Annotated in this window: 17 protein-coding genes; 11 read left to right on the top strand and 6 right to left on the bottom strand. The window is 73.5% G+C overall.

Going from position 1 to position 21,159, the window contains the following annotated elements; all coding sequences use genetic code 11:
- Positions 1 to 23 precede the first annotated feature (23 nt).
- Genes TOK_RS28270 through TOK_RS28265 form a run of 3 tightly spaced genes read left to right on the top strand, consistent with a single transcriptional unit; the run spans position 24 to position 3,662 of the window.
- The gene (locus TOK_RS28270; RefSeq protein WP_098961048.1) at positions 24 to 293 is read left to right on the top strand and encodes a DUF2277 domain-containing protein; all 270 of its coding nucleotides are present in this window, start codon (positions 24 to 26) and stop codon (positions 291 to 293) included.
- A 21-nt stretch (positions 294 to 314) separates the two neighbouring features.
- Positions 315 to 464: a hypothetical protein gene (locus TOK_RS34535; RefSeq protein ID WP_253258696.1), complete on the top strand. Its 150-nt coding sequence runs from the start codon at positions 315 to 317 to the stop codon at positions 462 to 464.
- Between the two features lie 15 nt (positions 465 to 479).
- Positions 480 to 3,662, top strand: coding sequence for a S41 family peptidase (locus TOK_RS28265; protein WP_253258695.1), 3,183 nt, complete (start codon positions 480 to 482; stop codon positions 3,660 to 3,662).
- Between the two features lie 7 nt (positions 3,663 to 3,669).
- Here TOK_RS28265 and TOK_RS28260 read toward each other — a convergent pair whose 3' ends face one another.
- Both TOK_RS28260 and TOK_RS28255 read right to left on the bottom strand, forming a co-directional pair.
- Entirely contained in the window at positions 3,670 to 4,173 is a 504-nt protein-coding gene (locus tag TOK_RS28260; RefSeq protein ID WP_253258694.1) for a MarR family winged helix-turn-helix transcriptional regulator, read from the bottom strand.
- On the bottom strand, positions 4,170 to 5,996 hold the full coding sequence (locus TOK_RS28255; RefSeq protein ID WP_172457835.1) for a chloride channel protein: 1,827 nt from the start codon (positions 5,994 to 5,996) through the stop codon (positions 4,170 to 4,172). Before TOK_RS28255 ends, TOK_RS28260 begins: the two co-directional genes overlap by 4 nt.
- A 146-nt stretch (positions 5,997 to 6,142) precedes the next feature.
- On the opposite strand from TOK_RS28255, the gene TOK_RS28250 reads away from it, so the two are divergent.
- The 5 genes from TOK_RS28250 (at position 6,143) to TOK_RS28230 (ending at position 13,636) form a co-directional block, all read left to right on the top strand.
- Positions 6,143 to 7,099, top strand: coding sequence for an ABC transporter ATP-binding protein (locus TOK_RS28250; protein WP_098961047.1), 957 nt, complete (start codon positions 6,143 to 6,145; stop codon positions 7,097 to 7,099).
- On the top strand, positions 7,096 to 7,848 hold the full coding sequence (locus tag TOK_RS28245) for a hypothetical protein (RefSeq protein ID WP_098961046.1): 753 nt from the start codon (positions 7,096 to 7,098) through the stop codon (positions 7,846 to 7,848). The genes TOK_RS28250 and TOK_RS28245 overlap by 4 nt, the downstream gene beginning before the upstream one ends.
- 134 nt (positions 7,849 to 7,982) lie before the next feature.
- On the top strand, positions 7,983 to 11,570 hold the full coding sequence (mfd, locus tag TOK_RS28240; RefSeq protein WP_098961045.1) for a transcription-repair coupling factor: 3,588 nt from the start codon (positions 7,983 to 7,985) through the stop codon (positions 11,568 to 11,570).
- Positions 11,571 to 11,696: 126 nt separating this feature from the next.
- Positions 11,697 to 12,656: a hypothetical protein gene (locus TOK_RS28235; protein WP_141566591.1), complete on the top strand. Its 960-nt coding sequence runs from the start codon at positions 11,697 to 11,699 to the stop codon at positions 12,654 to 12,656.
- Positions 12,657 to 12,670: 14 nt separating this feature from the next.
- Positions 12,671 to 13,636, top strand: coding sequence for a MazG family protein (locus tag TOK_RS28230; protein WP_098961043.1), 966 nt, complete (start codon positions 12,671 to 12,673; stop codon positions 13,634 to 13,636).
- On the opposite strand, the gene efeB (TOK_RS28225) is transcribed toward TOK_RS28230, so the two are convergent.
- The 3 genes from efeB (TOK_RS28225) to efeU (TOK_RS28215) form a co-directional block, all read right to left on the bottom strand.
- Complete coding sequence (gene efeB / locus TOK_RS28225; RefSeq protein ID WP_253258720.1) at positions 13,609 to 14,820, bottom strand: iron uptake transporter deferrochelatase/peroxidase subunit; 1,212 nt, start codon at positions 14,818 to 14,820, stop codon at positions 13,609 to 13,611. The two genes, TOK_RS28230 and efeB (TOK_RS28225), sit on opposite strands and share 28 nt — an antisense overlap.
- Positions 14,821 to 14,932: 112 nt before the next feature.
- Positions 14,933 to 16,075, bottom strand: a complete 1,143-nt coding sequence (gene efeO, locus TOK_RS28220) for an iron uptake system protein EfeO (RefSeq protein ID WP_098961041.1) — start codon at positions 16,073 to 16,075, stop codon at positions 14,933 to 14,935.
- A 30-nt stretch (positions 16,076 to 16,105) separates the two neighbouring features.
- A complete protein-coding gene (efeU, locus tag TOK_RS28215) occupies positions 16,106 to 16,963 on the bottom strand; it encodes an iron uptake transporter permease EfeU (protein ID WP_172457834.1) in 858 nt (285 codons plus the stop codon).
- A 370-nt stretch (positions 16,964 to 17,333) separates the two neighbouring features.
- On the opposite strand from efeU (TOK_RS28215), the gene efeU (TOK_RS28210) reads away from it, so the two are divergent.
- From efeU (TOK_RS28210) to efeB (TOK_RS28200), 3 genes are read left to right on the top strand one after another with little or no spacing between them, the layout of a single operon-like run.
- On the top strand, positions 17,334 to 18,167 hold the full coding sequence (efeU, locus tag TOK_RS28210; RefSeq protein ID WP_098961039.1) for an iron uptake transporter permease EfeU: 834 nt from the start codon (positions 17,334 to 17,336) through the stop codon (positions 18,165 to 18,167).
- 47 nt (positions 18,168 to 18,214) lie between these two features.
- Positions 18,215 to 19,360, top strand: coding sequence for an iron uptake system protein EfeO (gene efeO, locus TOK_RS28205; protein WP_098961038.1), 1,146 nt, complete (start codon positions 18,215 to 18,217; stop codon positions 19,358 to 19,360).
- A 7-nt stretch (positions 19,361 to 19,367) separates the two neighbouring features.
- Positions 19,368 to 20,600: an iron uptake transporter deferrochelatase/peroxidase subunit gene (efeB, locus tag TOK_RS28200; RefSeq protein ID WP_098961037.1), complete on the top strand. Its 1,233-nt coding sequence runs from the start codon at positions 19,368 to 19,370 to the stop codon at positions 20,598 to 20,600.
- 54 nt (positions 20,601 to 20,654) lie between these two features.
- Here efeB (TOK_RS28200) and TOK_RS28195 read toward each other — a convergent pair whose 3' ends face one another.
- Positions 20,655 to 21,092, bottom strand: coding sequence for a tetratricopeptide repeat protein (locus tag TOK_RS28195; protein ID WP_141566590.1), 438 nt, complete (start codon positions 21,090 to 21,092; stop codon positions 20,655 to 20,657).
- Positions 21,093 to 21,159 lie beyond the last annotated feature (67 nt).

The following is a 21,159-nucleotide window of genomic DNA, read 5'->3' as shown; positions in this document are numbered from 1 at the left end:
GTGGAGCGAGGATCATCGGCCGCATGTGCCGCAACATCCGGACCCTGCACAACTTCGAACCGCCCGCGACCTCCGACGAGGTGCACGACGCCGCACTGCAGTACGTGCGCAAGATCAGTGGCACGGCGAAGCCGTCGAAGGCCAACGAGGAGGCGTTCGCCGAGGCCGTCGCCGCCGTCGAGCACGCCACCCGGCACCTGCTCGACGCGCTGGTCACGACCGCGCCGCCGCGCGACCGCGAGGTCGAGGCGACCAAGGCCCGCGCCCGCGCGGCCGCCCGCTACGGGACCTGACGCGCTGACTACCGTCTGCGTGTGCCTCGCAGCTACCTCCGGTTTCCCCATCTGCACCGTGACACGCTGGTCTTCACGGCCGAGGACGACGTGTGGACGGCACCGCTCGCGGGCGGCCGGGCCTACCGGCTGACCGCCGACGACGTTCCCGTGTCGCGGCCCCGGCTCTAGCCGGACGGGAACCGGGTGGCGTGGACGTCGGCCCGCGAGGGCGCGTCCGAGGTGTTCGTGACCGACCTCGACGGCGGTGGCGCCAGCAGGCTCACGTGGCTGGGCGGGGCGCGCACCCTCGGCTGGCGCGGTACCGGCGAGGGCGCGGAGGTCCTCGCGGTGAGCGCGGCCGGCCAGGCGTCGGCCCGCCGGACCTGGGCGTATGCGGTCCCGGCCGCGGGCGGGGCGCCGCGGCGGCTCGACTACGGCCCGGTGTCGGACGTCGCGACCTCGCCCGACGGCCCCGCGGTCCTGCTGGGCACGACGATGTCGCGCGAGATGGCCTGGTGGAAGCGCTACCGCGGCGGCACGGCCGGGAAGCTGTGGTGGGACGCCACCGGCACGGGCGAGTTCGCCCGGCTCGCCGCCGAGCTCGACGGCCAGCTCGACTCGCCCATGCTCGTCGGCGACCGGATCGCGTTCCTGTCCGACCACGAGGGCTGGGGCAATGTCTACTCGCTGCCCCTCGACGGCGCCATCGGCGGGCTGCGCCGGCACACCGACCACGGCGCCGACGGCTCACCGGCGTTCTACGCCCGGCACGCCGCGACCGACGGCACCCGGGTGGTGTTCGAGTCGGCGGGGGAGCTGTTCCTGCTCGACGACCTGGCCGCCGACTCGCGACCCCGGCGCATCGACGTGGCCCTCGCCGGCCCCCGCACGGCCCGCGAGCCGTTCCGGGTGCACGCGGGCGGCTGGCTCGACGTCGTCTCGCCGGACCGGACGGGCCGGGCGAGCATCGCGCAGGTCCGTGGCACGGTGCACCGGCTCACCCACCGCGACGGTCCCGCGCGGACGTTGATGGCGGAGCCGGGGGTGCGGGCGCGGCTTGCACAGCCACTGGGCGACGACCGCGCCGTGTGGATCGACGACGCCGCGGGAGAGGACGCCGTCGTCGTCGCGCCGCTCGACCCACGGGCCGAGGGGGCCGGGGCACTGGTCCGGCACGGTGCAGGTGGGATCGGTCGGGTGCTGGAGCTGGAGGCGGCGCCCGACGCGTCGACCGTCGCGCTCGCCACCCACGACGGCCGGCTGCTCGTCATGGACACCGCGACCGGTGCGCTGCGCGAGCTGGCCCGGGGTGCCGACGGCGAGGTGTCGGGCGTGTCGTACTCGCCCGACAGCGCCTGGCTGACGTTCGCCGACCCCGTCGAGACGGGGCTGTCGCGCATCATGATCGCCCGCCTCGCCGACGACACCCTGGTCGAGGTGACCCCGCCGCGGTTCGTCGACCGGCACCCGGTGTTCACCACCGACGGCAAGTACCTGGCGTTCCTGTCGCTGCGCACCTTCGACCCGATCTACGACGAGCACTCGTTCGACCTGACGTTCCCGGCGTCGTGGCGGCCGTTCCTGGTGCCGCTGGCGGCGCGCACGCCGTCGCCGTTCGGGGCCTCGCCCGACGGCCGCCCGACGACCAGCGCCGACGAGGGCCCCGACGACCTGCCGGCCACCGACACCGAGGGCGGCGACGCGGAGGTCGAACCCGCGGACGGCACCGAGGACGCGGCGACCACCGACGGGGAGACCGGGACCGACGAGGCCGACGAGGACGCCGTCGTCGTCGACGTCGAGGGGCTGGCCGCGCGGGTGGTGCCGATCCCGGTCGCCGAGGGCCGCCTCGGCGGGCTCGGCGCCGCCAAGGACTGCCTGCTGTGGTTCCGCCGCCCCGTCTCGGGCGTGCTGGGCGAGGGCCGCGAGCTCACCGGTGACCGCGGCCCGCGCCCGGTGCTGGAGCGCTACGACCTGATCCGCCGCCGCGTCGACGTGATCGCCGACCCCGCCTCCTCCTACGCGGTGAGCGGCGACGGCAACCGGCTGGTCGTGCGCGACGGGCCGACCGTGCGGGTGCTGCGGTCGGACCGCTCGGGGTCGTCGGCACCGTCGGAGAACGACGCCGACGAGTTCGACATCGACCTCTCCCGGATCACGGTGACCGTCGACCCGGCCGCGGAGTGGCGGCAGATGTTCGACGAGGCGGGCCGGCTGATGCGCGACCACTTCTGGGTCGAGGACATGGCCGACGTCGACTGGGCGGGCGAGCTGGCCCGCTACCGGCCGCTGGTCGAGGCCGTCGGCAGCAAGAACGACCTGGTCGACCTGCTGTGGGAGCTGCAGGGCGAGCTGGGGTCGTCGCACGCGTACGTGATCGGGGGCGACGGCGGCGGCGACTGGACGGGCCGCCCCGGCCTGCTCGGTGCCGACCTGGAGCGCACCGGCGACGGCTGGCGCGTCGCCCGGGTGCTGCCGCCGGAGACGTCGGCGACGCGGGCACGCAGCCCGCTGGCCGACCCGGGTGTCGACGTCCGCGAGGGCGACGTGCTGCTGGAGGTCGCCGGCCGGCCGGTCGACCTCGAGCTGGGCCCGGCACCGCTGCTCGTCGGGACCGGCGACCAGCTCGTCGAGCTCACCGTCCGTACCGGCGCGGGCGAGGTGCGCCGCGTCGTCGTCCGGCCGCTGGAGGACGACCTGCCGCTGCGCTACCAGGACTGGGTCGCCACGAAGCGGGCGTTCGTCGCCGAGCGGTCGGGCGGGCGGCTGGGGTACCTGCACGTCCCGGACATGGTGGCCAACGGCTGGGCGCAGCTGCACCGCGACCTCGGCCGGGAGACCAGCCGCGACGGGCTCGTCGTCGACGTGCGCGGCAACAGCGGCGGGCACACGTCGCAGCTGGTGATCGAGAAGCTGGCGCGCAAGGTGATCGGCTGGGACGTGGTGCGGCACCGCCAGCCCCAGACCTACCCGGGCGACGCACCCCGGGGCCCGCTGGTCGCGCTGGCCGACGAGCACTCCGGCTCCGACGGCGACATCGTGACGGCGGCGTTCAAGCGGCTGCAGCTGGGCCCGGTCGTCGGGACCCGGACGTGGGGCGGGGTGATCGGCATCGACAGCCGCTACGGGCTCGTCGACCGCACCAGGGTGACGCAGCCGCGGTACTCGTTCTGGTTCGACGACGTGGCGTGGGACGTGGAGAACCACGGGGTCGAGCCGGACGTCGAGGTGGTGATCACGCCGCAGGACTGGGCCGCGGGCCGCGACCCGCAGCTGGAGACGGCCGTGCGGCTCGCCCTGGAGGCGCTGGAGCGGACCCCGGCGGTGCGCCCGCCGGACCCGGCGACGCGCCCGTCCCGGCGCCGCCCGGAGCTGCCGCCGCGCTGAGCCGCCGTCAGGCCGTGTCGTCGTCGGCGGTGGTCCAGCCCATCGACCAGACGGCACGGGCGAACCCGTCCCCGGCGGCGCCGCTGAGGGCCTCCAGTGCGGGGGCGAGCCCGGCCCGCGCGGTGGGCGCCATCCGCGACAGCAGCCGGTCGATGGTGGTCCGCCGGGTGCGCATGACCTCGTCGACGAGCTGGGTGCCGGCGTCGGTGAGCCGCAGGACGAGCTGGCGGCGGTCGGCGGGGTCGTCGGTGCGGCCGAGCAGCCCGGCGACGACGAGCCGGTCGACGGCACGGCTCGCGTTGGAGGGATGGACGCCGAGCCCGTCGGCCACCGCGGCCAGCCGCAGCGGACCGCGGCTGGCCACCATCACCAGCACCCGCAGCTGGGGCAGGGTCACCCGGTCCTCGACGACGGCGAACGACTGCGCAGAGACTCCGACGAGCACCCGGGCCGCCCGCATGACGGACTCGATCTCGGCCTCGGTCGGGCCGGTCGCCGCTGCGTCGCTCACGAGGGCATCGTCGCGCGTCGTCCGAGCAGGCGCATCGGCCGCTCCCGGTGGTGTTCCTCGGTGAGGTCGCGCAGCCGCCCGTCCAGGAGCTGTTCGACCGTCACGATCCCGGCGAGACGGGACGGGTCGTCGCGGTCGACGACGGGCGCGGCACCGACGGCCGTCTCCGCGAACCGGGACGCGACCGCACGCAGCGTGTCGTCGGCGCGGACGACGAGCGGATCGGCGACGAGCAGGTCGGCGACGGTCCGGGCGCTGCCGGGCGGGTCGGTCAGGGCGCGCCGGGGCACGACGCCCGCGAGGGCGCCGTCGCCGTCGACGACCGGGAACAGCCGCTGCCGGGGTGGGTCGTCGCAGGGACGGCCCCGCCGTGGGACGCCGGCGGTCAGCACCGCCGCGGGAACGGGCAGCGGGTCCGTGGTCCGCAGGGTCGCCGGGTCGGCGTGCATGACCTCGTCGACCATGAGCACCTCCAACGGGTCCACCTCGTACTCACGGGTGAGGTGGTAGCCGCGCCTGGCGATCTTCTCCGTCAGCACGGATCGGCGCAGCACGAGGGCCGAGGTGCCGTAGGCGGCGGTGGCCGCGATCATCAGCGGGAACAGCGCGGCCCAGGCGTGGGTCAGCTCGAGGGTGAACACGATACCGGTGATCGGTGACCGCATCACCCCACCGACGACCGCGGCCAGGCCGACGACGGCCCAGAACCCGGGGGCGGTGTGCGGGAACACCATGCCCTCGAGGGCTCCGAGTGCGGCACCGATCATGAACACGGGCGCGAGTACCCCGCCCGAGGTGCCGGAGCCGAGCGACAGGCCCCAGATCAGGCTCTTCACCACGAGGATCCCGACGATCAGCGACATCGTGGCGCGCCCGGTGAGCAGCTCGTCGATCACGTCGTAGCCGACGCCGAGCGCCCGCGGCTCGACGAGGCCACCCAGGCCGATGACGAGGCCGCCGATGGCGGGCCACCACATCCAGTGCAGCGGGAGCCGGGCGAACGTGTCCTCGGAGACGTACACGAGTGCGGTGACGGCGACGGCGAGCAGCCCGCCGATGACGCCGGCGGCGACGCACAGGACGTCGACGGGTGCGGACGGGGTGAAGGTGCCGAGGTCGACGGGGAAGATCGGGGCGGCGCCGAGCAGCGGGACCCGCGCGATCGTCGCGACGGAGACGGCGGCGACGACGGGCAGGAAGCTGCGTGGGCGCCACTCGAACAGCAGCAGCTCGACGGCCAGCAGCACCGACGCGAAGGGTGAGTTGAACGTCGCGGCCATGCCGGCCGCGGCGCCGGAGACCATGAGCGCCTTGCGTTCGTCGGCCGACAGGTGCAGGTGCTGGGCGAGGATGGAGCCGATCGCGCCGCCGGTCATGATGATCGGTCCCTCGGCGCCGAACGGGCCGCCGGTACCGATGCTCACCGCGGCCGAGATCGGTTTGAGGACGGCCACCCGCGGCTCGACGGTGCTGCGCCGCATCAGGATCGCCTCGATGGCCTCGGGCATGCCGTGGCCGCGGATCTTCTCGGACCCGAAGCGTGCCATCAGGCCGATCACGAGCCCGCCCGCGACGGGCGCGAGCATGACCAGCCAGGCCGGGTGCGGCTCGGCGCCGGGCGCGATCAGCGTGGTGTCGACCCGTCCGTCGAAGACGAGGTTGGTGATCAGGCCGATCAGCCGCAGCAGCGCCCAGGCGGCGACGGCGCCGAGCGCCCCGATGGGCAGCGCCCAGCCGATGGTGACGAGCACCCGCGGGGTGAGCGTGAAGTCGCCGAGGTGGCGGCCGCGGTCGCGGACGGGCGGGGAGGGGCGCTGGGGCACGACCGGGATGATGCACGGCGCGCAACGATTGCGCACCTGCACAGAGTGAATCGGCCGGGGTCGGCCCTGACCCGACCCAGGGATGACCCGGTGTTCCCACCGGCGGATCCGCGATGGAATGGTGCGAACCGACCAGGAGGACGTCCATGATCGAGGTGAGAGGTCTCACCAAGCGCTACCGCACCACGCTCGCGGTCGACGACCTGAGCTTCCAGGTGCGGCCCGGGGTCGTCACCGGTTTCCTGGGGCCGAACGGCGCCGGCAAGTCGACGACGATGCGGATGATCCTCGACCTGGACCGCCCCGACGCGGGCGAGGTCCGGATCGGCGGTCGCCGCTACCGCGACATCGCGCGTCCGATGTGCACGGTCGGGGCGTTGCTCGACGCCAAGTGGGTGCACCCCAACCGGTCCGCGCGCCGGCACCTGCAGTGGATGGCCGCGGCGAGTGGCCTGCCCGCGACGCGCGCCGACGAGGTGCTCGAGCTGGTCGGCCTGACCGCGGTCGCGGGCAAGCGGGCGGGCACGTTCTCGCTCGGCATGTCGCAGCGGCTCGGCATCGCGGGCGCGCTGCTCGGCGACCCGCCGGTGCTGATGTTCGACGAACCCGTCAACGGCCTCGACCCCGAGGGCATCCACTGGATCCGCACCCTCATGCAGGGGCTCGCCGCCGAGGGTCGCACCGTCTTCGTGTCCAGCCATCTGTTGTCGGAGATGGCGTTGACGGCGACGGAGCTCGTCGTCATCGGGCGCGGCCGGCTGATCTCGCACGGCCGGACGTCGGCGTTCGTCGACGGCGCGTCCGGGGCGTCGGTGCTGGTGCGCAGCCCCGCGATCGGTGACCTCGTCCCGGCCATGCAGGCCGCCGGCTACGGCGTCGCGACCGACCCGTCGGGCGGGGCGCGCGTCACCGGGGCCACGACCGAACAGATCGGCGAGCTGGCCGCGGCCGCCGGGTTCGTGCTGCACGAGCTGACGCAGGTCCGCGGCTCGCTGGAGGAGGCGTTCATGCAGATCACCGGCCGCGACGTCGAGTTCACGGCAGGCGGTCCGCCGGTTCCGGCCGGTCCGGTGGGCAAGCACCGGTCGGAGGTCCAGTCGTGAGCGCCGTCGCCGCCGAGCGCATCAAGCTGATGTCCACCCGCTCGCCGTGGTGGACCAGTGCGGTCGCGGTCGTGATCGTCATCGGGATGACCGCGGTCGTCGTGGCCACCTGGGACACCGCCGACGGCCCGCTCCCCTTCGCCGTCAGCGGCTACTTCGCGACGTTCGGCATGGTCGTCGTCATGGTGATGGCGGCCGTCGCGGTGACGTCGGAGTACCGCTTCGGGACGATCCGCACCACCTTCCAGGCCGTCCCGCACCGGACGACGGCGCTGCTGGCCAAGGCCGCCGTCGTGGTGCCGCTGGCGGTGGTCGTCGGGCTGGTCGCGGGCTTCGGCGCCTGGGCCGTGGCGTGGCTGATCTCCCCCGCCGGCATGAGTCTGTCGACGGACGCGGAGTGGCGGGTCGTCGCGGGCACCGCGCTGGTGTGGGCGGTCGGCGCGGTGATCGCGCTGGCCGTCGGGATCCTGGTCCGCCAGACCGCGGGCGCGGTGACGCTGCTGCTGGTGTGGGTCCTGCTGGTCGAGAACCTGATCGGGCTGATCCCGCGGGTCGGCGCCGACATCCAGGGCTGGCTGCCGTTCGTGAACGCGACGAACTTCCTCACCGGCGGGGGCGGCGACGCGGGCGGTCCGCCGTCCACATCGGCGATGGCCTTCGGCCCGTGGGGCTCGCTCGCCTGGTTCGCGGCGATCGCGGTCGTGCTGATGGGGATCGCGCTGGCGGTCGTGAACCGCCGCGACGCCTGACCCGCACAGGGTCCGACCGCTGCGACGTGCGAGGGAGCGGCGCGTAGGCTGGTGCCAGGCCCCGACCCGGGCGCACGACACGGGGAGGGGTCTGTCTCGCGTGCTCTGATGCCCTCTTCGAGGAGTTGCCCGACGTGTTCGCGGCCCCACTGTCCGGCCTGCTCACCGCCACCGTCCCCGCACTGGCCGGAGTCCTCGACTCCGCCGCCGCGATCGACCTCCGCACCGCCGCCACCCCGGCCCTGAGGGTCGAGGGCCCGGCAGCGCTGCGCCCGTTCCTCGCCTCGGCCGTCGCCGTGGGCGGGCGGACCGTACTCGCGGTGACCGCCACCGACCGGGAGGCCGAGGACCTCGCGGCCGCAGCGTCGGACCTCCTGGGCGCCGACGCCGTCGCGGTGCTGCCGTCGTGGGAGACGTTGCCCCACGAGCGGCTCTCGCCGCGCCCCGACACCGTCGGGCGGCGGCTGACGATCTTCCGGGCGCTGGCCGACGGTGACTCCCCGGTACGGCTGGTCGCGGCGGCAGCCCGCAGCCTGATCCAGCCGATCGCGCCCGGGCTGGGCACGCTCGACCCGGTCCGGCTGCGCGTCGGCACCGAGTACGGGTTCGACGACCTGCTGGAGCGGCTCGTCGAGCTGGCCTACACCCGCGTGGAGATGGTCACCGAGCGCGGCGAGTTCGCGGTGCGCGGCGGCATCGTCGACCTCTTCGTGCCGACGGCCGAGCACCCCGTGCGCATCGAGTTCTGGGGCGACGAGGTCAGCGAGATCCGGGCGTTCGCCGTCGCCGACCAGCGTTCGGTCGGTGGTGACGCGGAGGTCCGTGAGGTCGTCGCGCCGTCCTGCCGGGAGCTGCTGCTCACCGCGCCGGTGCGCGAGCGCGCGGCGGCACTGGCCCACGTGCACGAGAACACCCCGCAGCTGCGTGAGCTGCTGGAGAAGCTGGCCGAGGGCATCCCGGCCGAGGGCATGGAGTCGCTGATCCCGGCCCTGGTGGGCGACGAGATGCAGCTGCTCACCGACCTGCTGCCGGCGGGCTCGCTGGTGCTCGTCGCCGACCCGGAGCGCATCCGCACCCGCGCCCACGACCTCGTCCGCACCGGCCAGGAGTTCCTGGAGGCGTCGTGGCTCGCGGCGTCGCTGGGCACCGACGACGTCGCCGCGGGCGCCGCCGCGCCCATCGACCTCGGGGCGTCGGCCTACCGCGACCTCGCCGAGGTGCTGGCGCACTCGACGACGTCGGGGCGGCCCGTCGTCACGCTGTCGCCGCTGCTCTCGGGCACCGACGACGCGCTGGTGCCGGGCGTGCACGAGGTCGAGTCCTACCGAGGTGACACCGACCGGGCGCTGGTCGACCTGCGCGCCCACGTCGCCACCGGCGGTGCCGCGGTGCTCGTCGTCCCCGGGCAGGGCACCGCGCAGCGCTCGCTGGAGCAGCTGCGCGAGGCGGAGGTCCCGGCGTCGCTGGTCGAGGAGCTCACCGACGAGCCGGAGAAGGGCCTGGTCACGGTCACGTGCGGGCGCGTCGCCGACGGCTTCATCGCCGCGGCGATCGGGCTCGTCGTGCTCTCCGAGGCCGACCTCACCGGCAGCCGCGCCGGTCTGGAGGCCACGGCTCGCAAGATGCCCGCGCGGCGGCGCAACGCCGTCGACCTCGCGGTGCTGCAGCCGGGCGACTTCGTCGTGCACAACCAGCACGGCATCGGGAAGTTCGTCGAGATGCGTGAGCGGACCGTGCAGGGCGCCACCCGCGAGTACCTGGTGCTGGAGTACGCGTCGTCCAAGCGCGGGCAGCCCGCCGACCGCCTGTTCGTGCCGACCGACGCACTCGACGAGATCAGCCGCTACGTCGGCGGTGAGCAGCCGACGCTGAACAAGCTCGGCGGCGCCGACTGGTCGAAGACGAAGAGCCGGGCCCGCAAGGCCGTCCGCGACATCGCGGCCGGGCTGGTGCAGCTCTACGCCGCCCGCCAGGCGTCGCCGGGGCACGCGTTCGCCAAGGACAGCCCGTGGCAGCGCGAGCTCGAGGACGCGTTCCCGTTCACCGAGACCCCCGATCAGCTCGCCGCGATCGACGAGGTCAAGTCCGACATGGAGCGGGCGGTCCCGATGGACCGCGTCATCTCCGGCGACGTCGGCTTCGGCAAGACCGAGATCGCGGTCCGGGCGGCGTTCAAGGCGGTGCAGGACGGCAAGCAGGTCGCCGTCCTCGTCCCGACGACGCTGCTCGCCACCCAGCACCTGTCGACGTTCGCCGACCGCATGCGCGCCTTCCCCGTCACGGTGAAGGGGCTGTCGCGGTTCACCGACAACGCCGAGGCCAAGGAGACGATCACCGGGCTCGCCGAGGGCACCGTCGACGTCGTCGTCGGCACGCACCGGCTGCTGCAGAACGGCGTCCGCTGGAAGGACCTCGGGCTGGTGATCGTCGACGAGGAGCAGCGCTTCGGCGTCGAGCACAAGGAGCACATCACCGCGCTGCGGGCGCACGTCGACGTCCTGACGCTGTCGGCGACGCCGATCCCGCGCACCCTGGAGATGAGCCTCGCCGGCATCCGTGAGATGTCGACGATCACCACCCCGCCGGAGTCGCGGCACCCCACGCTGACCTACGTCGGCGCCTACGACCCCAAGCAGGTCGGCGCCGCGATCCGCCGCGAGCTGCTGCGCGACGGGCAGGTCTTCTACGTCCACAACCGGGTGTCGACGATCGACCGGGCGGCCAGGACGATCCAGGACCTCGTGCCCGAGGCGCGCATCGCCGTCGCGCACGGCCAGATGAACGAGGAGGTGCTGGAGCGCACCGTCAACGGCTTCTGGCACCGCGAGTACGACGTCCTGGTGTGCACGACGATCGTCGAGAACGGCCTGGACATCTCCAACGCCAACACCCTGATCGTCGAGCGTTCCGACACCCTCGGGCTGTCGCAGCTGCACCAGCTGCGCGGCCGGGTAGGGCGTGGCCGCGAGCGCGGCTACGCCTACTTCCTCTACCCGCCGGAGAACCCGCTCACCGAGACCGCGCACGACCGGCTGGCGACGATCGCCCAGCACTCGGGCCTCGGCTCGGGCGCGGCCGTCGCGATGAAGGACCTGGAGATCCGCGGCGCCGGCAACATCCTGGGCGCGGAGCAGTCCGGCCACATCGCGGGCGTCGGCTTCGACCTCTACATCCGGCTCGTCGGGGAGGCCGTCGCAGCCTTCCGCAAGCAGGCCGGGTCCGGCGGCGCGGACGAGCCGGAGGCGCTGGCCGAGGTGCGCGTCGACCTGCCGATCGACGCCCACGTCCCGCACGACTACGTGACGGGCGAGCGGCTGCGCCTGGAGGTGTACCGCAAGATCGCGGAGTCGGCCGACCGGGCGGCGCTCGACGCGATCGTCGACGAGCTGACCGACCGCTACGGGGAGCCGCCGGAGGCGGTGCGCAACCTGCTGGCCGTCGCGGCGTTCCGGCAGACCTGCCGCGAGCACGGGATCGGCGAGGTCGCGGGGGCGGGCAACGTGCTGCGGGTCGGCCCGGTCGACCTGGCCGACTCGGCGCAGATGCGGCTGCGGCGGCTGTACCCGAAGGCCGTCTACAAGCCGGCGGCCCGGCTGGTGACGGTGCCGCGGCCCGTCGAGGGCGACCGGATCGGTGCGGCCCCGCTGCGCGACGTCGCGCTGCTGGAGTGGGCGACACGGCTGCTCACCGACCTGACGGGGACCCCGGCGCCGGTGGGTTGAGCAGCCGGGTCCGGTGTCACGACAGCGGGGTCTGCGACACGGTGGTCGTCCGCGCCGAGCAGCGGTCGGGGCTCCTCACGTGTGGCCCTCGGCGGGGTGTCGAGGGCCACGTGAGAGGGTGGGCCCGTGCGTAGCAGGGTGATCCGGGCCATCGCCGTCACGTCGATCCTCGGCGCGGTCGTCGCGGGATGCGGTAGCGGACCGAGCCAGGTCGGGTCGGCGGTCATCGTCGGCGACTCGTCGGTGGGGCTGTCGAGCGTCGAGTCGCAGCTCGGCACGCTGTTGGCCGCCCCGAGGCTCAAGGACCTGATGACGCAGTCGGGGGTCACCCCCGATCTCGTCGCCCGCGAGCTGGTGAGCCGCTCGGTCCTGCACGACCTGATCCGCGCCGAGGCGGCCGAGACGGGCCTGACGGTCACCGACGCGGAGATCGACGAGGTCATCGCCGCCGACGACCGCACCACCGACGACAACCAGCCCGCCGCCCCGGCCCTGGAGTCGCCGATCGCGCAGTACGGCGACCCGGCGCTGCGCCGCGAGGCCGTCCGCGACGACCTGCTGATGGTCAAGCTGGCCCAGCGCGAGATCGACACGCTCGACGTCGCCGTGCAGGTCGGCCAGACCTCGTCGGAGGCCGACGCGCAGGCCAAGGCCAGGATCGCACTCGCGGGCGGTCCGGCGGCCGACCAGTTCTTCGGCGGCCCCGCGCGCGCGGTCCCCGCGTCGCAGATCGTCCCCGGTTTCGCCCAGGCCCCGCCGTACGCGTGGTCGCTGCTGGGCACCCCGCAGGGCGGGGTGATCATCGTGAAGCCGCAGCAGGGCGACACCACCTGGACCGTCGCCAAGGTGCAGTCGCGCACCACGGTCACGCCCCCGCCGCCCGCGCGCGGCCAGGACGCCGAGCAGCCGGCCGACCAGGTCGACCGCGCCCTGCTGCTGACGTTCGGCACGCACCTGCTGCAGCCGCGTGCGATGCGCACCGACATCCGCGTCAACCCGCGCTACGGCGTGTGGGACCCGCTGTCGATGGGGGTCCTCCTGGCCGACCAGGTGCCGGGCAGCGTTCTCGCGCCGCCCACGCCCTGACCGGCGACCTGGCCGTGACGACCGTCGTCCTGCTGTCCGCCCGCCTCGGCGCCGTCCTGCCCGCCGCGGCCCTGGGTCCGCTGCGCGCGGCGAGCGCGGTCGTCGCCACGCCTGACGTCGCCGACCCCGCGGCGTGGGGTGCCGAGCCGCTCGACGGTGAACCGCCCGCGGGTGCCGTCGTGCTCACCACCGATCCCGCGCATCCCGTCGTCGCGGCGGCGGGCACCGTGATCTCGACGCCCGAGCCCCCCGGCGCGGCCCTGCTCGACGCGGTCGCCGTCATGGACCGGCTGCGCTCGCCGGGTGGCTGCCCGTGGGACGCCGAGCAGACCCACGACTCGCTGCTGCAGTACCTCGTCGAGGAGGCCTACGAGCTCTACGAGGCCATCGAGGACGGCGACCGCGCCGCGATGCGCGAGGAGCTCGGCGACGTGCTCCTGCAGGTGCTCTTCCACGCCCGGGTCGCCACCGAGGACGCCGACCCGTTCGACGTCGACGCCGTCGCCGGCGATCTCGTCGCCAAGCTGGTGGGGCGGCACCCCCACGTCTTCGCGGGCTCCGAGACGGTCGACACCGCGGAGCGCCAGGAGCACCGCTGGGACGAGCTCAAGCGCGCCGAGAAGCAGCGTGAGTCCAGTGTGGACGGGGTGCCGATGGGGCAGCCCGCGGTCGCGCTGGCGGCCAAGCTGACCAGCCGCACCGCCCGCGCGGGCTTCCCGGCCGAGCTGCTGCCGTCCGGACCCGGGGTGGGGGAGGAGCTCTTCGCCCTCGCCGCCCGCGCCAAGCTCGCCGGGGTCGACCCGGAGGCCGAGCTGCGCACCGCGGCGCGCCGGTTCGCCGACCGGGTGCGCAGCGCCCAGCGCGCGGCTGCGGCTGCGGGTGCGGACGCACACGCCCTCGACGACGACGCCTGGCGCGAGGCCTGGGAGAACGCCGACAGGGCGAGCGCCGGTCAGGCGAACAGCGCGCTGCCCCAGTAGTCGGAGCCGGCCAGCCCGGGCGGGCAGGCGAACATGGCCGACCCGGTGTGCTGCAGGTACTCCATCATCGGGTCCTGCTGGGCGAGCACGCGCTGCATCGGCACGAACTGCTTCTGCGGGTCGCGCACGAACGCGATGAAGAACAGCCCGGCGTCGAGGCGGCCGCGGCCGTCGGTGCCGTCGACGAAGTTGTAGCCGCGGCGCAGGATCCGCACCCCGTTCAGCTCGTCGGCCGAGGCGAGCCGGATGTGGGCGTCCTGGGCGATCAGCGGCTTGCCGTCGGGTCCGCGCGCGGCGAGGTCGGCGAGGTCGAACTCGCCCGCCTTCCCGAACGCGTTGCCCTCGCCCTTGGTGCGCCCGACGATCTGCTCCTGCTCCTGCAGCGACGTCCGGTCCCAGGTCTCGATGTGCATCCGGATGCGCCGGGCGACGAGGTAGGTGCCGCCGGTCATCCAGTCCGGGCCGTCGCCGGGCTGGACCCAGACGTGCTCGTCGAGCTGGGCGGGCTCCTCGGCCTTGACGTTGTTGGTGCCGTCCTTGAAGCCGAACAGGTTGCGCGGGGTCGCCTGCGCGGTCGACGTCGACGAGGTGCGTCCGAACCCGAGCTGCGACCACCGCACCGACACCGTGCCGAAGCCCGTGCGGGCCAGGTTGCGCACGGCGTGCACCGCGACCTGGGGGTCGTCGGAGCAGGCCTGGACGCAGATGTCGCCGCCGGAGCGGGCCGGGTCGAGGGCGTCACCGCGGAAGGGTGGCAGGTCGGCGAGCGCGAGCGGGCGGCGGTCGGGGATGCCGAGCTTGTCGAAGAACGAGCCGCCGAACCCGACCGTGATCGTCAGCGACGCGGCGGGCAGCCCGAGGGCCTCGCCGGTGTCGGCGGGCGGGGCGAGCGGGTTGCCGCCGACGGCACCGTTCGCGGCGGTCTCGTCACCGGCCGTCATCCGCTCGGCGGCGGTGGCCCAGCGGGCGAGCAGCCGGGCCACGGCGACGCGGTCGGTCGTCGTCAGGTCGAACGAGGCGAAGTGCAGCCGGTCCTGCGCCGGGGTGGCGACCCCGGCCTGGTGGACGTCGCGGAACGGCACGACCCCGGGCCGCGCGGTCTCCCCGGCCGACCTGCCGACCGCCCATCCGGCGGCGGCCCCGCCGCCGGCGAGGGCCACCCCGGCACCGGCCAGACCGAACAGTGTCCGGCGGGAGAGCCCGCCCGCGTCGCTGGGCGCCTCGTCGTCGGGGCCCCTCGTGGGCGGCGGTGCGACGGGGCGTTCGGTCCGGCTGGTGTCGGTCACGTGTCTCCGCTCAGCTGGTCACGACGACGGCGACCTGGCTGATCGGCTCGGCCAGGGCGTTGACGACGTCGGACATCTTCTTCGTGTCCTCGGGGGTCAGCTCGGTGTAGAGCTTGTACCCGTCACCGACGCGGTACTGCTCGAGCAGGGTGTCGACGGCGGCGAAGCGCTGGTCGAGCAGCGGGCCGAGGGCCTTGTCCTTCTCGTCGATCACCGGGCGCAGCGCGGCGACGGCGGCCTGCGAGCCCTCGACGTTGGCCTTGAAGTCCCACAGGTCGGTGTGCGAGTAGCGGTCCTCCTCACCGGTGATCTTGCCGGTGGCGACCTCGTCGAGCAGCTCCTTGGCGCCGTTCGCGAGCTGGACCGGGGTCAGCTCCAGGGTCGCGACGCGGGTCTGCAGGTCCTTCATGTCGGCGACGAGCGCGTCGGCCATCGCGGGCGAGTCGGACTGCAGGCCGGTCTCCCAGAGGTCCTTCTCCAGGCGGTGGTAGCCGGTGAACGCCACGCCGGGCTCGCCGTCGTCACGGCCGTCGACCTTGGGGTCGATGTCGCTGAACGACTCCGCGACGGGCTCGATGCGCTCCCAGTAGGTGCGCGACACCGGGAACAGGGCCTTGGCCCTGGCGACGTCGCCTGCCTTGACGGCGGCGGCGAACTCCTCGGTCTTGGGGACGAGGGCCTCGATCTGGGAGTTGACGTAGCGCTTGTAGCCGGCGGTGGCCTCGGCGAGGCGGGTGTTCTGGTCGACCGAGCGGGCGGCGTTGCCGGTGACGGTGAACGCGGCACGGATGCCGTCGCCGACCATGCCGGGCTTGCAGGCGGTGGTGTAGGTACCGCCGTCGGGGACCTCGACGATCAGGTCGCGCGTCAGGCCGGGCCCGATGTTCTCGACCTCGCCCATGATCCGGTCACCGGTGGCGTAGAGGTAGAACTCGGTGACCTTGCTGCCGGTGTTGGTGACGGTGAAGGAGATCGTGCCCGCGGGGGCCTCCTTGGTCGTCACGTCGCACGACGAGTCGGCGGCCGCGACCTTGATCGGCCCGCCTGCGCCGCCGGAGACATTCTCCGCCGGCGGGGCGGTGCTGGTGCATCCGGCGAGCACGGCGGCCGCCGCGGCTGCGGCGAGCACGGTTGCCGCGGTCCTGCGTGGCATGGTTCTCCTCGAGTTTCAGCGCGGTGATTCTCAGGTGGTGGCGACAGCGGCGCGGCGTCGGCTGGGGAGCAGGAAGAGCGTGAGGACCACGGCGACATAGGCGACCCAGACGGTCGCCTCGAGCACGGTGGTCTGCGGGGAGAAGTTGAAGATCCCCTTGAGCAAGGTGCCGTACCAGGAGTCGGCCGGGATTGCGGCGCTGACGTCGAACGCGAGGTTGTCCAGGCCCGGGAGGATCGCCGCCTCCTGGAGGTCGTGCACGCCGTAGGCGAGGATCCCGGCGGCGACGAAGACCAGCAGCAGGCCGGTGACGGTGAAGAACCTGCCGAGGTTGATCGTCACGGCGCCGCGGTAGATCAGGTAGGCGAGCGCGATCGCGATCGCGATGCCGATGAGGAACCCGACCAGCGGCTGCAGCGTCTGCCCGGCGGCCTGCGCGGCGGAGAAGAAGAACACCGCGGTCTCGAGGCCCTCGCGGCCGACGGCGAGTGCGGCCACGACGACGACGGCGACCGGCCCGATGTGCAGGGCGTCCTCGAGCTTGCCCTGCAGCTCACTGGACAGCGCCCGCGCATTGCGCCGCATCCAGAAGATCATCCAGGTGACGAATGCGACGGCGACGATCGACAACGTGCCGCCGAGCGTCTCCTGGGCCTGGAACGTCAGGGCCTGCTCGGTGAGGGTCAGGGCGAGGGTGACCCCGACCGAGACGGTGACCGCGATGCCGACGCCGAGCCAGACCTTGGGCAGCTCCGAGCGACGGTCGGTGCGCACGAGGAAGGCCACCAGGATGCTCACGACGAGCGCGGCCTCCAGGCCTTCCCGTAGTCCGATCAGAGAGTTGCCGAGCACGTTCGGAGGTCTCCAGTCCGGTTCGTCCCGCGTCATTAGGTGAGGCTGCACAGATGCGCTGCGAGGCTAGCCTCTGTCCCGCCCGGGGCGGTAGTGCCGTTTCGTCGTCGGGTGCCGGTAGATCCTCCCCGAGGCGTCCGTCACCTTCGCGAATCGGATGTATCGGGCACGAGGTGCAGATGATCGGACGTGTCGTCCGCGACGGACGAAAAGCGTTCGAACAGGATCGACCGCCCATTCGGGGGCTCATCACGGACGAGCGTGTCGACAATTCCCGAAATGGATTACGGGTGCAATTCGCGTCGGTTATCCGAGCCTATTGACAGGCAATCGCAGCAATACCTAACTTCGATTCGCCCGGTCGCGCGAAGGCAGCGGAGCCGGTGTCACGGAAGGAAGGTTCCGGGTGCTCGCCACCTTCATCATCGGACTGCGCGAGGGACTCGAGGCCTCGTTGATCGTCGGCATCATCGCGAGTTTCCTCGTCGCCCGCGCCCGTCGCGACGCACTCCGCTCGGTCTGGATCGGCGTGGGCGTCGGCATCGCGATATGCGTCGCCGTCGGTGTCGCCCTCGAAATCGTCACCGTCGACCTCCCGCAGGCCGCACAGGAGGGTCTCGAGACCGTCATCGGACTGCTCGCCGTGGCGATGGTCACCTACATGGTCGTCTGGATGCGCACCCATGCCCGCGACATGCGCGCGTCGCTGGAGACGTCCGCGGGCGCCGCGCTGGCCGCCGGGTCCACCACGGCGCTCGTCGCCATGGCCTTCCTCGCCGTGCTCCGGGAGGGCTTCGAGACCGCGGTGTTCCTGCTCGCCGCGTTCCAGGCCTCGACCTCCCCACTGCTCGCCGGACTCGGCGCGCTGCTCGGCGTGCTCGTCGCCGTCGCGCTCGGCTACGGCATCTACCGCGGCGGCGTGAAGCTCGACATTGCGCGGCTCTTCCGGATCACCGGCGTCGTGCTCGTCATCGTGGCCGGAGGACTGCTGACGACGGCCGCGCACACCGCCCACGAGGCCGGCTGGATCAACGTCGGGCAGGCCCGCGCGCTGGACCTGTCCTGGCTGGTCCTGCCCGGAACCCCCGTGTCGTCGCTGCTCACCGGCGTCCTCGGCGTCCAGCCCTACCCGGTGGTCCTCGAGGTCGTCGTCTGGCTGGTCTACGTCGTCCCGCTCCTGGTCTACGTGCTCGCTCCCGCCACGAAGCGGCGCAACCCGGCGCCCGCGCCGGCCGCCTGAGCCATCCCGTTCCGGCACACCGTTCGGAGAACCGAGGAGTGCGACCTGTGACCCCCACCCGATTCCGCCTCGCCTGCGGCGCCGCCGCCCTGGTGTCGGCAGGACTGCTCGCCGCGGGCTGTTCGGACAGCTCCCAGCAGGCCTCGCCAGGCGATCCGGCCCCCGCCGCCGTGACGATCGAGATCAGCGACTCGGGGTGCGGCCCGAGGCCGGCCATCGTCCCGAGCGGGCCCGTGAACTTCGCGGTCACCAACGCCGCGTCGGTCAAGGTCACCGAGGCCGAGATCCAGAGCGGCGGGAAGATCTTGGGCGAGAAGGAGAACATCACCGCCGGCCTCGACGGCGCGTTCTCGCTGCGCATGGAGCCCGGCACCTACAGCGTGTACTGCCCTGGCGCGGCCAAGGACACGTGGACGTTCACCGTCGACGGCACCGGCGGCGCAGCCCCCACCGCCACCGCCGAGACCTCGCTGACCGCCGCGACCCAGGGCTACCACGACTACGTCGTCTCCGAGGTCGCCCAGCTGCAGACGGCCACCAGGACGTTCACCGACGCCGTCCGCGCCGGGAACGCCGACGCCGCGAAGAAGGCGTTCGCACCCGCCCGCGTCCACTACGAGAGCATCGAGCCCGTCGCCGAGAGCTTCGGCGACCTCGACCCGGCCATCGACGCCCGCATCGACGACGTCGCCGACCCGGCGCAGTGGACCGGCTTCCACCGCATCGAGAAGGCGCTCTGGGCCGACAACTCGCTGGCGGGCATGGTGCCGATCGCCGACAAGCTCGACGCCGACGTCGCGACGGTCAAGGACAAGGCCGGGACCGACACCTACCAGCCCGCCGAGCTCGCCAACGGCGCGTCCGACCTGCTCACCGAGGTCTCCACCAGCAAGGTCACCGGCGAGGAGGACCGCTACTCCCACACCGACCTCTGGGACTTCGCCGCCAACATCGACGGCGCCCGCAAGGCCTTCGAGCTGCTCCGGCCCGCGCTCGCCGCCAAGGACCCCGACCTCGCCCAGCAGCTCGAGGCCCGGTTCACCGACGTCACCCAGGGTCTCGCGAAGTACCGGACCACCGACGGCGGCTACCAGGACTACAGCGCCGTGACCGACACCGACAAGCGCTCGCTCGCCGACTCCGTCAACGCGCTCGCCGAGCCGCTGTCCCAGATCGCCGGAAAGGTGGTCTGACGCACCCATGGAACTGTCCCGGCGCCGGCTCCTGCAGGGCATCGCGGGAGCCGGCGCCGCCGGCGCGGGACTGGCCCTCGCCGGCTGTGCCCCGTCGGCGGCCGCAGCGAGCGACATCGTCGACTTCCACGGCCCGCACCAGGCCGGCATCGCCACCCCGGTGCAGGACCGGCTGGCGTTCACCGCCTTCGACGTCGCCTCGACCGCGCGGCGCGAGGACCTCGTCGCCATGCTCACGACCTGGACCGCCGCCGCCGAGGCCATGACCCGCGGCGCGCCCGTCCCCGGGGCCACCCCGTCGGACGCGCTGCCGCCCGCCGACACCGGCGAGGCCGACGGCCTTCCTGCCGGCCGGCTCACCATCACCGTCGGGTTCGGGCCCGGCCTGTTCACCGCTGCCGACGGCACCGACCGATTCGGCCTCGCCTCCCGCCGCCCCGCCGCCTTCGCGCCGCTGCCCGCCCTGCCCGGCGAACTGCTCGATGACGCCCGCAGCGGCGGTGACATCGCCGTCCAGGCCTGCTCCGACGACCCCACCGTCGCGTTCCACGCTGTCCGCAACCTCACCCGGCTGGGCCGCGGCACCGTCGTCGCCCGGTGGGCGGAGCTGGGGTTCGGCAAGACGTCGTCGACCGGGAGCGCCGGCGGCACCCCGCGCAACCTGATGGGGTTCAAGGACGGCACCCGCAACATCCAGGGCACCGACGACGCCGCCCTCGGACAGCACGTCTGGGTCGCCGACGGCGACGGGGCGGGGTGGCTCGGCGGCGGCAGCTACCTCGTCGCCCGGCGTATCCGCATGTTCATCGAGCCCTGGGACCGCGACCGGCTGTCCGACCAGGAAGCCGTCTTCGGCCGGTTCAAGGCCTCCGGGGCGCCGCTGACCGGCAAGGACGAGTTCGACACGCCCGACTTCACCGCAGTCGACGCGAGCGGCCCCGTCATCGCCGACCACGCCCACGTCCGGCTCGCGGCGGCGGAGAACAACGGTGGTCTGCGGATCCTGCGCCGCGGCTATTCCTACACCGACGGCATCGACGCCCGCACCGGCACGCTCGACGCCGGGCTGTTCTTCCTGGCCTACATGCGCGACCCGGCCCAGTTCGTGACGTTGCAGCGCAAGCTCGGCAGCGGCGACGCGCTCAACGAGTACATCCGCCACGTCGGGTCGGGGCTCTACGCCTGCCCGCCGGGCACCGCGGGACCCGACGACTGGTGGGGCCGGACCCTCTTCCTGTGAGTGAGGTCGCCGGTGACACGCTCGGCCCACGGCCGGCGGGGCACACGGGCGGGACTACGCGGGCTCGGCGCGGTGCAGGGCGACGCGGGCCCGCAGCTCGCCGAGAGCTTCCTGGTACTGCGGCCGCGGGTCCATCGCGGCGGCCATCTTCAGCTGCGCCAGAGCCTCCGACAGCCGCGTCTGGCGCTGCAACGTCTTGCCGAGCGCGAAGCGCGCGTAGTGGTCGGAGGGATCGAGCTCCACGACCCGGGTGAACGCCGCCTCCGCGCGGGACAGCTGCGCCGAGTCGAAGTAGGCGCGCCCCGCGAGCAGCTGCACGGAGGCGTCGTCGGGCGCGCACTCCAGGACCGGGGCCAGGGCCGCCAGGGAGTCCAGCGGCCGGTTCTCGCCCAGGAGCAGCTCGGCACGCCGGAACGCCCCGACCACGTCAGGACCACCCTCGGGGCGATCGTCGGGGGGCTCCTCTGCGTGTGATCCCTGGGGTGCACTCATGGTCGTTCCACGGTAGGGGCCCGGCGGCGGAATCGCGAGGCTTGACAGCACGCACGGACAGGGGGCC

Origin of the sequence: Pseudonocardia sp. N23 (assembly GCF_002583555.1) — a bacterium.
Taxonomy (GTDB): Bacteria; Actinomycetota; Actinomycetes; order Mycobacteriales; family Pseudonocardiaceae; genus Pseudonocardia.
Note: the sequence above shows the minus strand (reverse complement) of the source record. Positions and strands in the feature narration are given on the sequence as shown.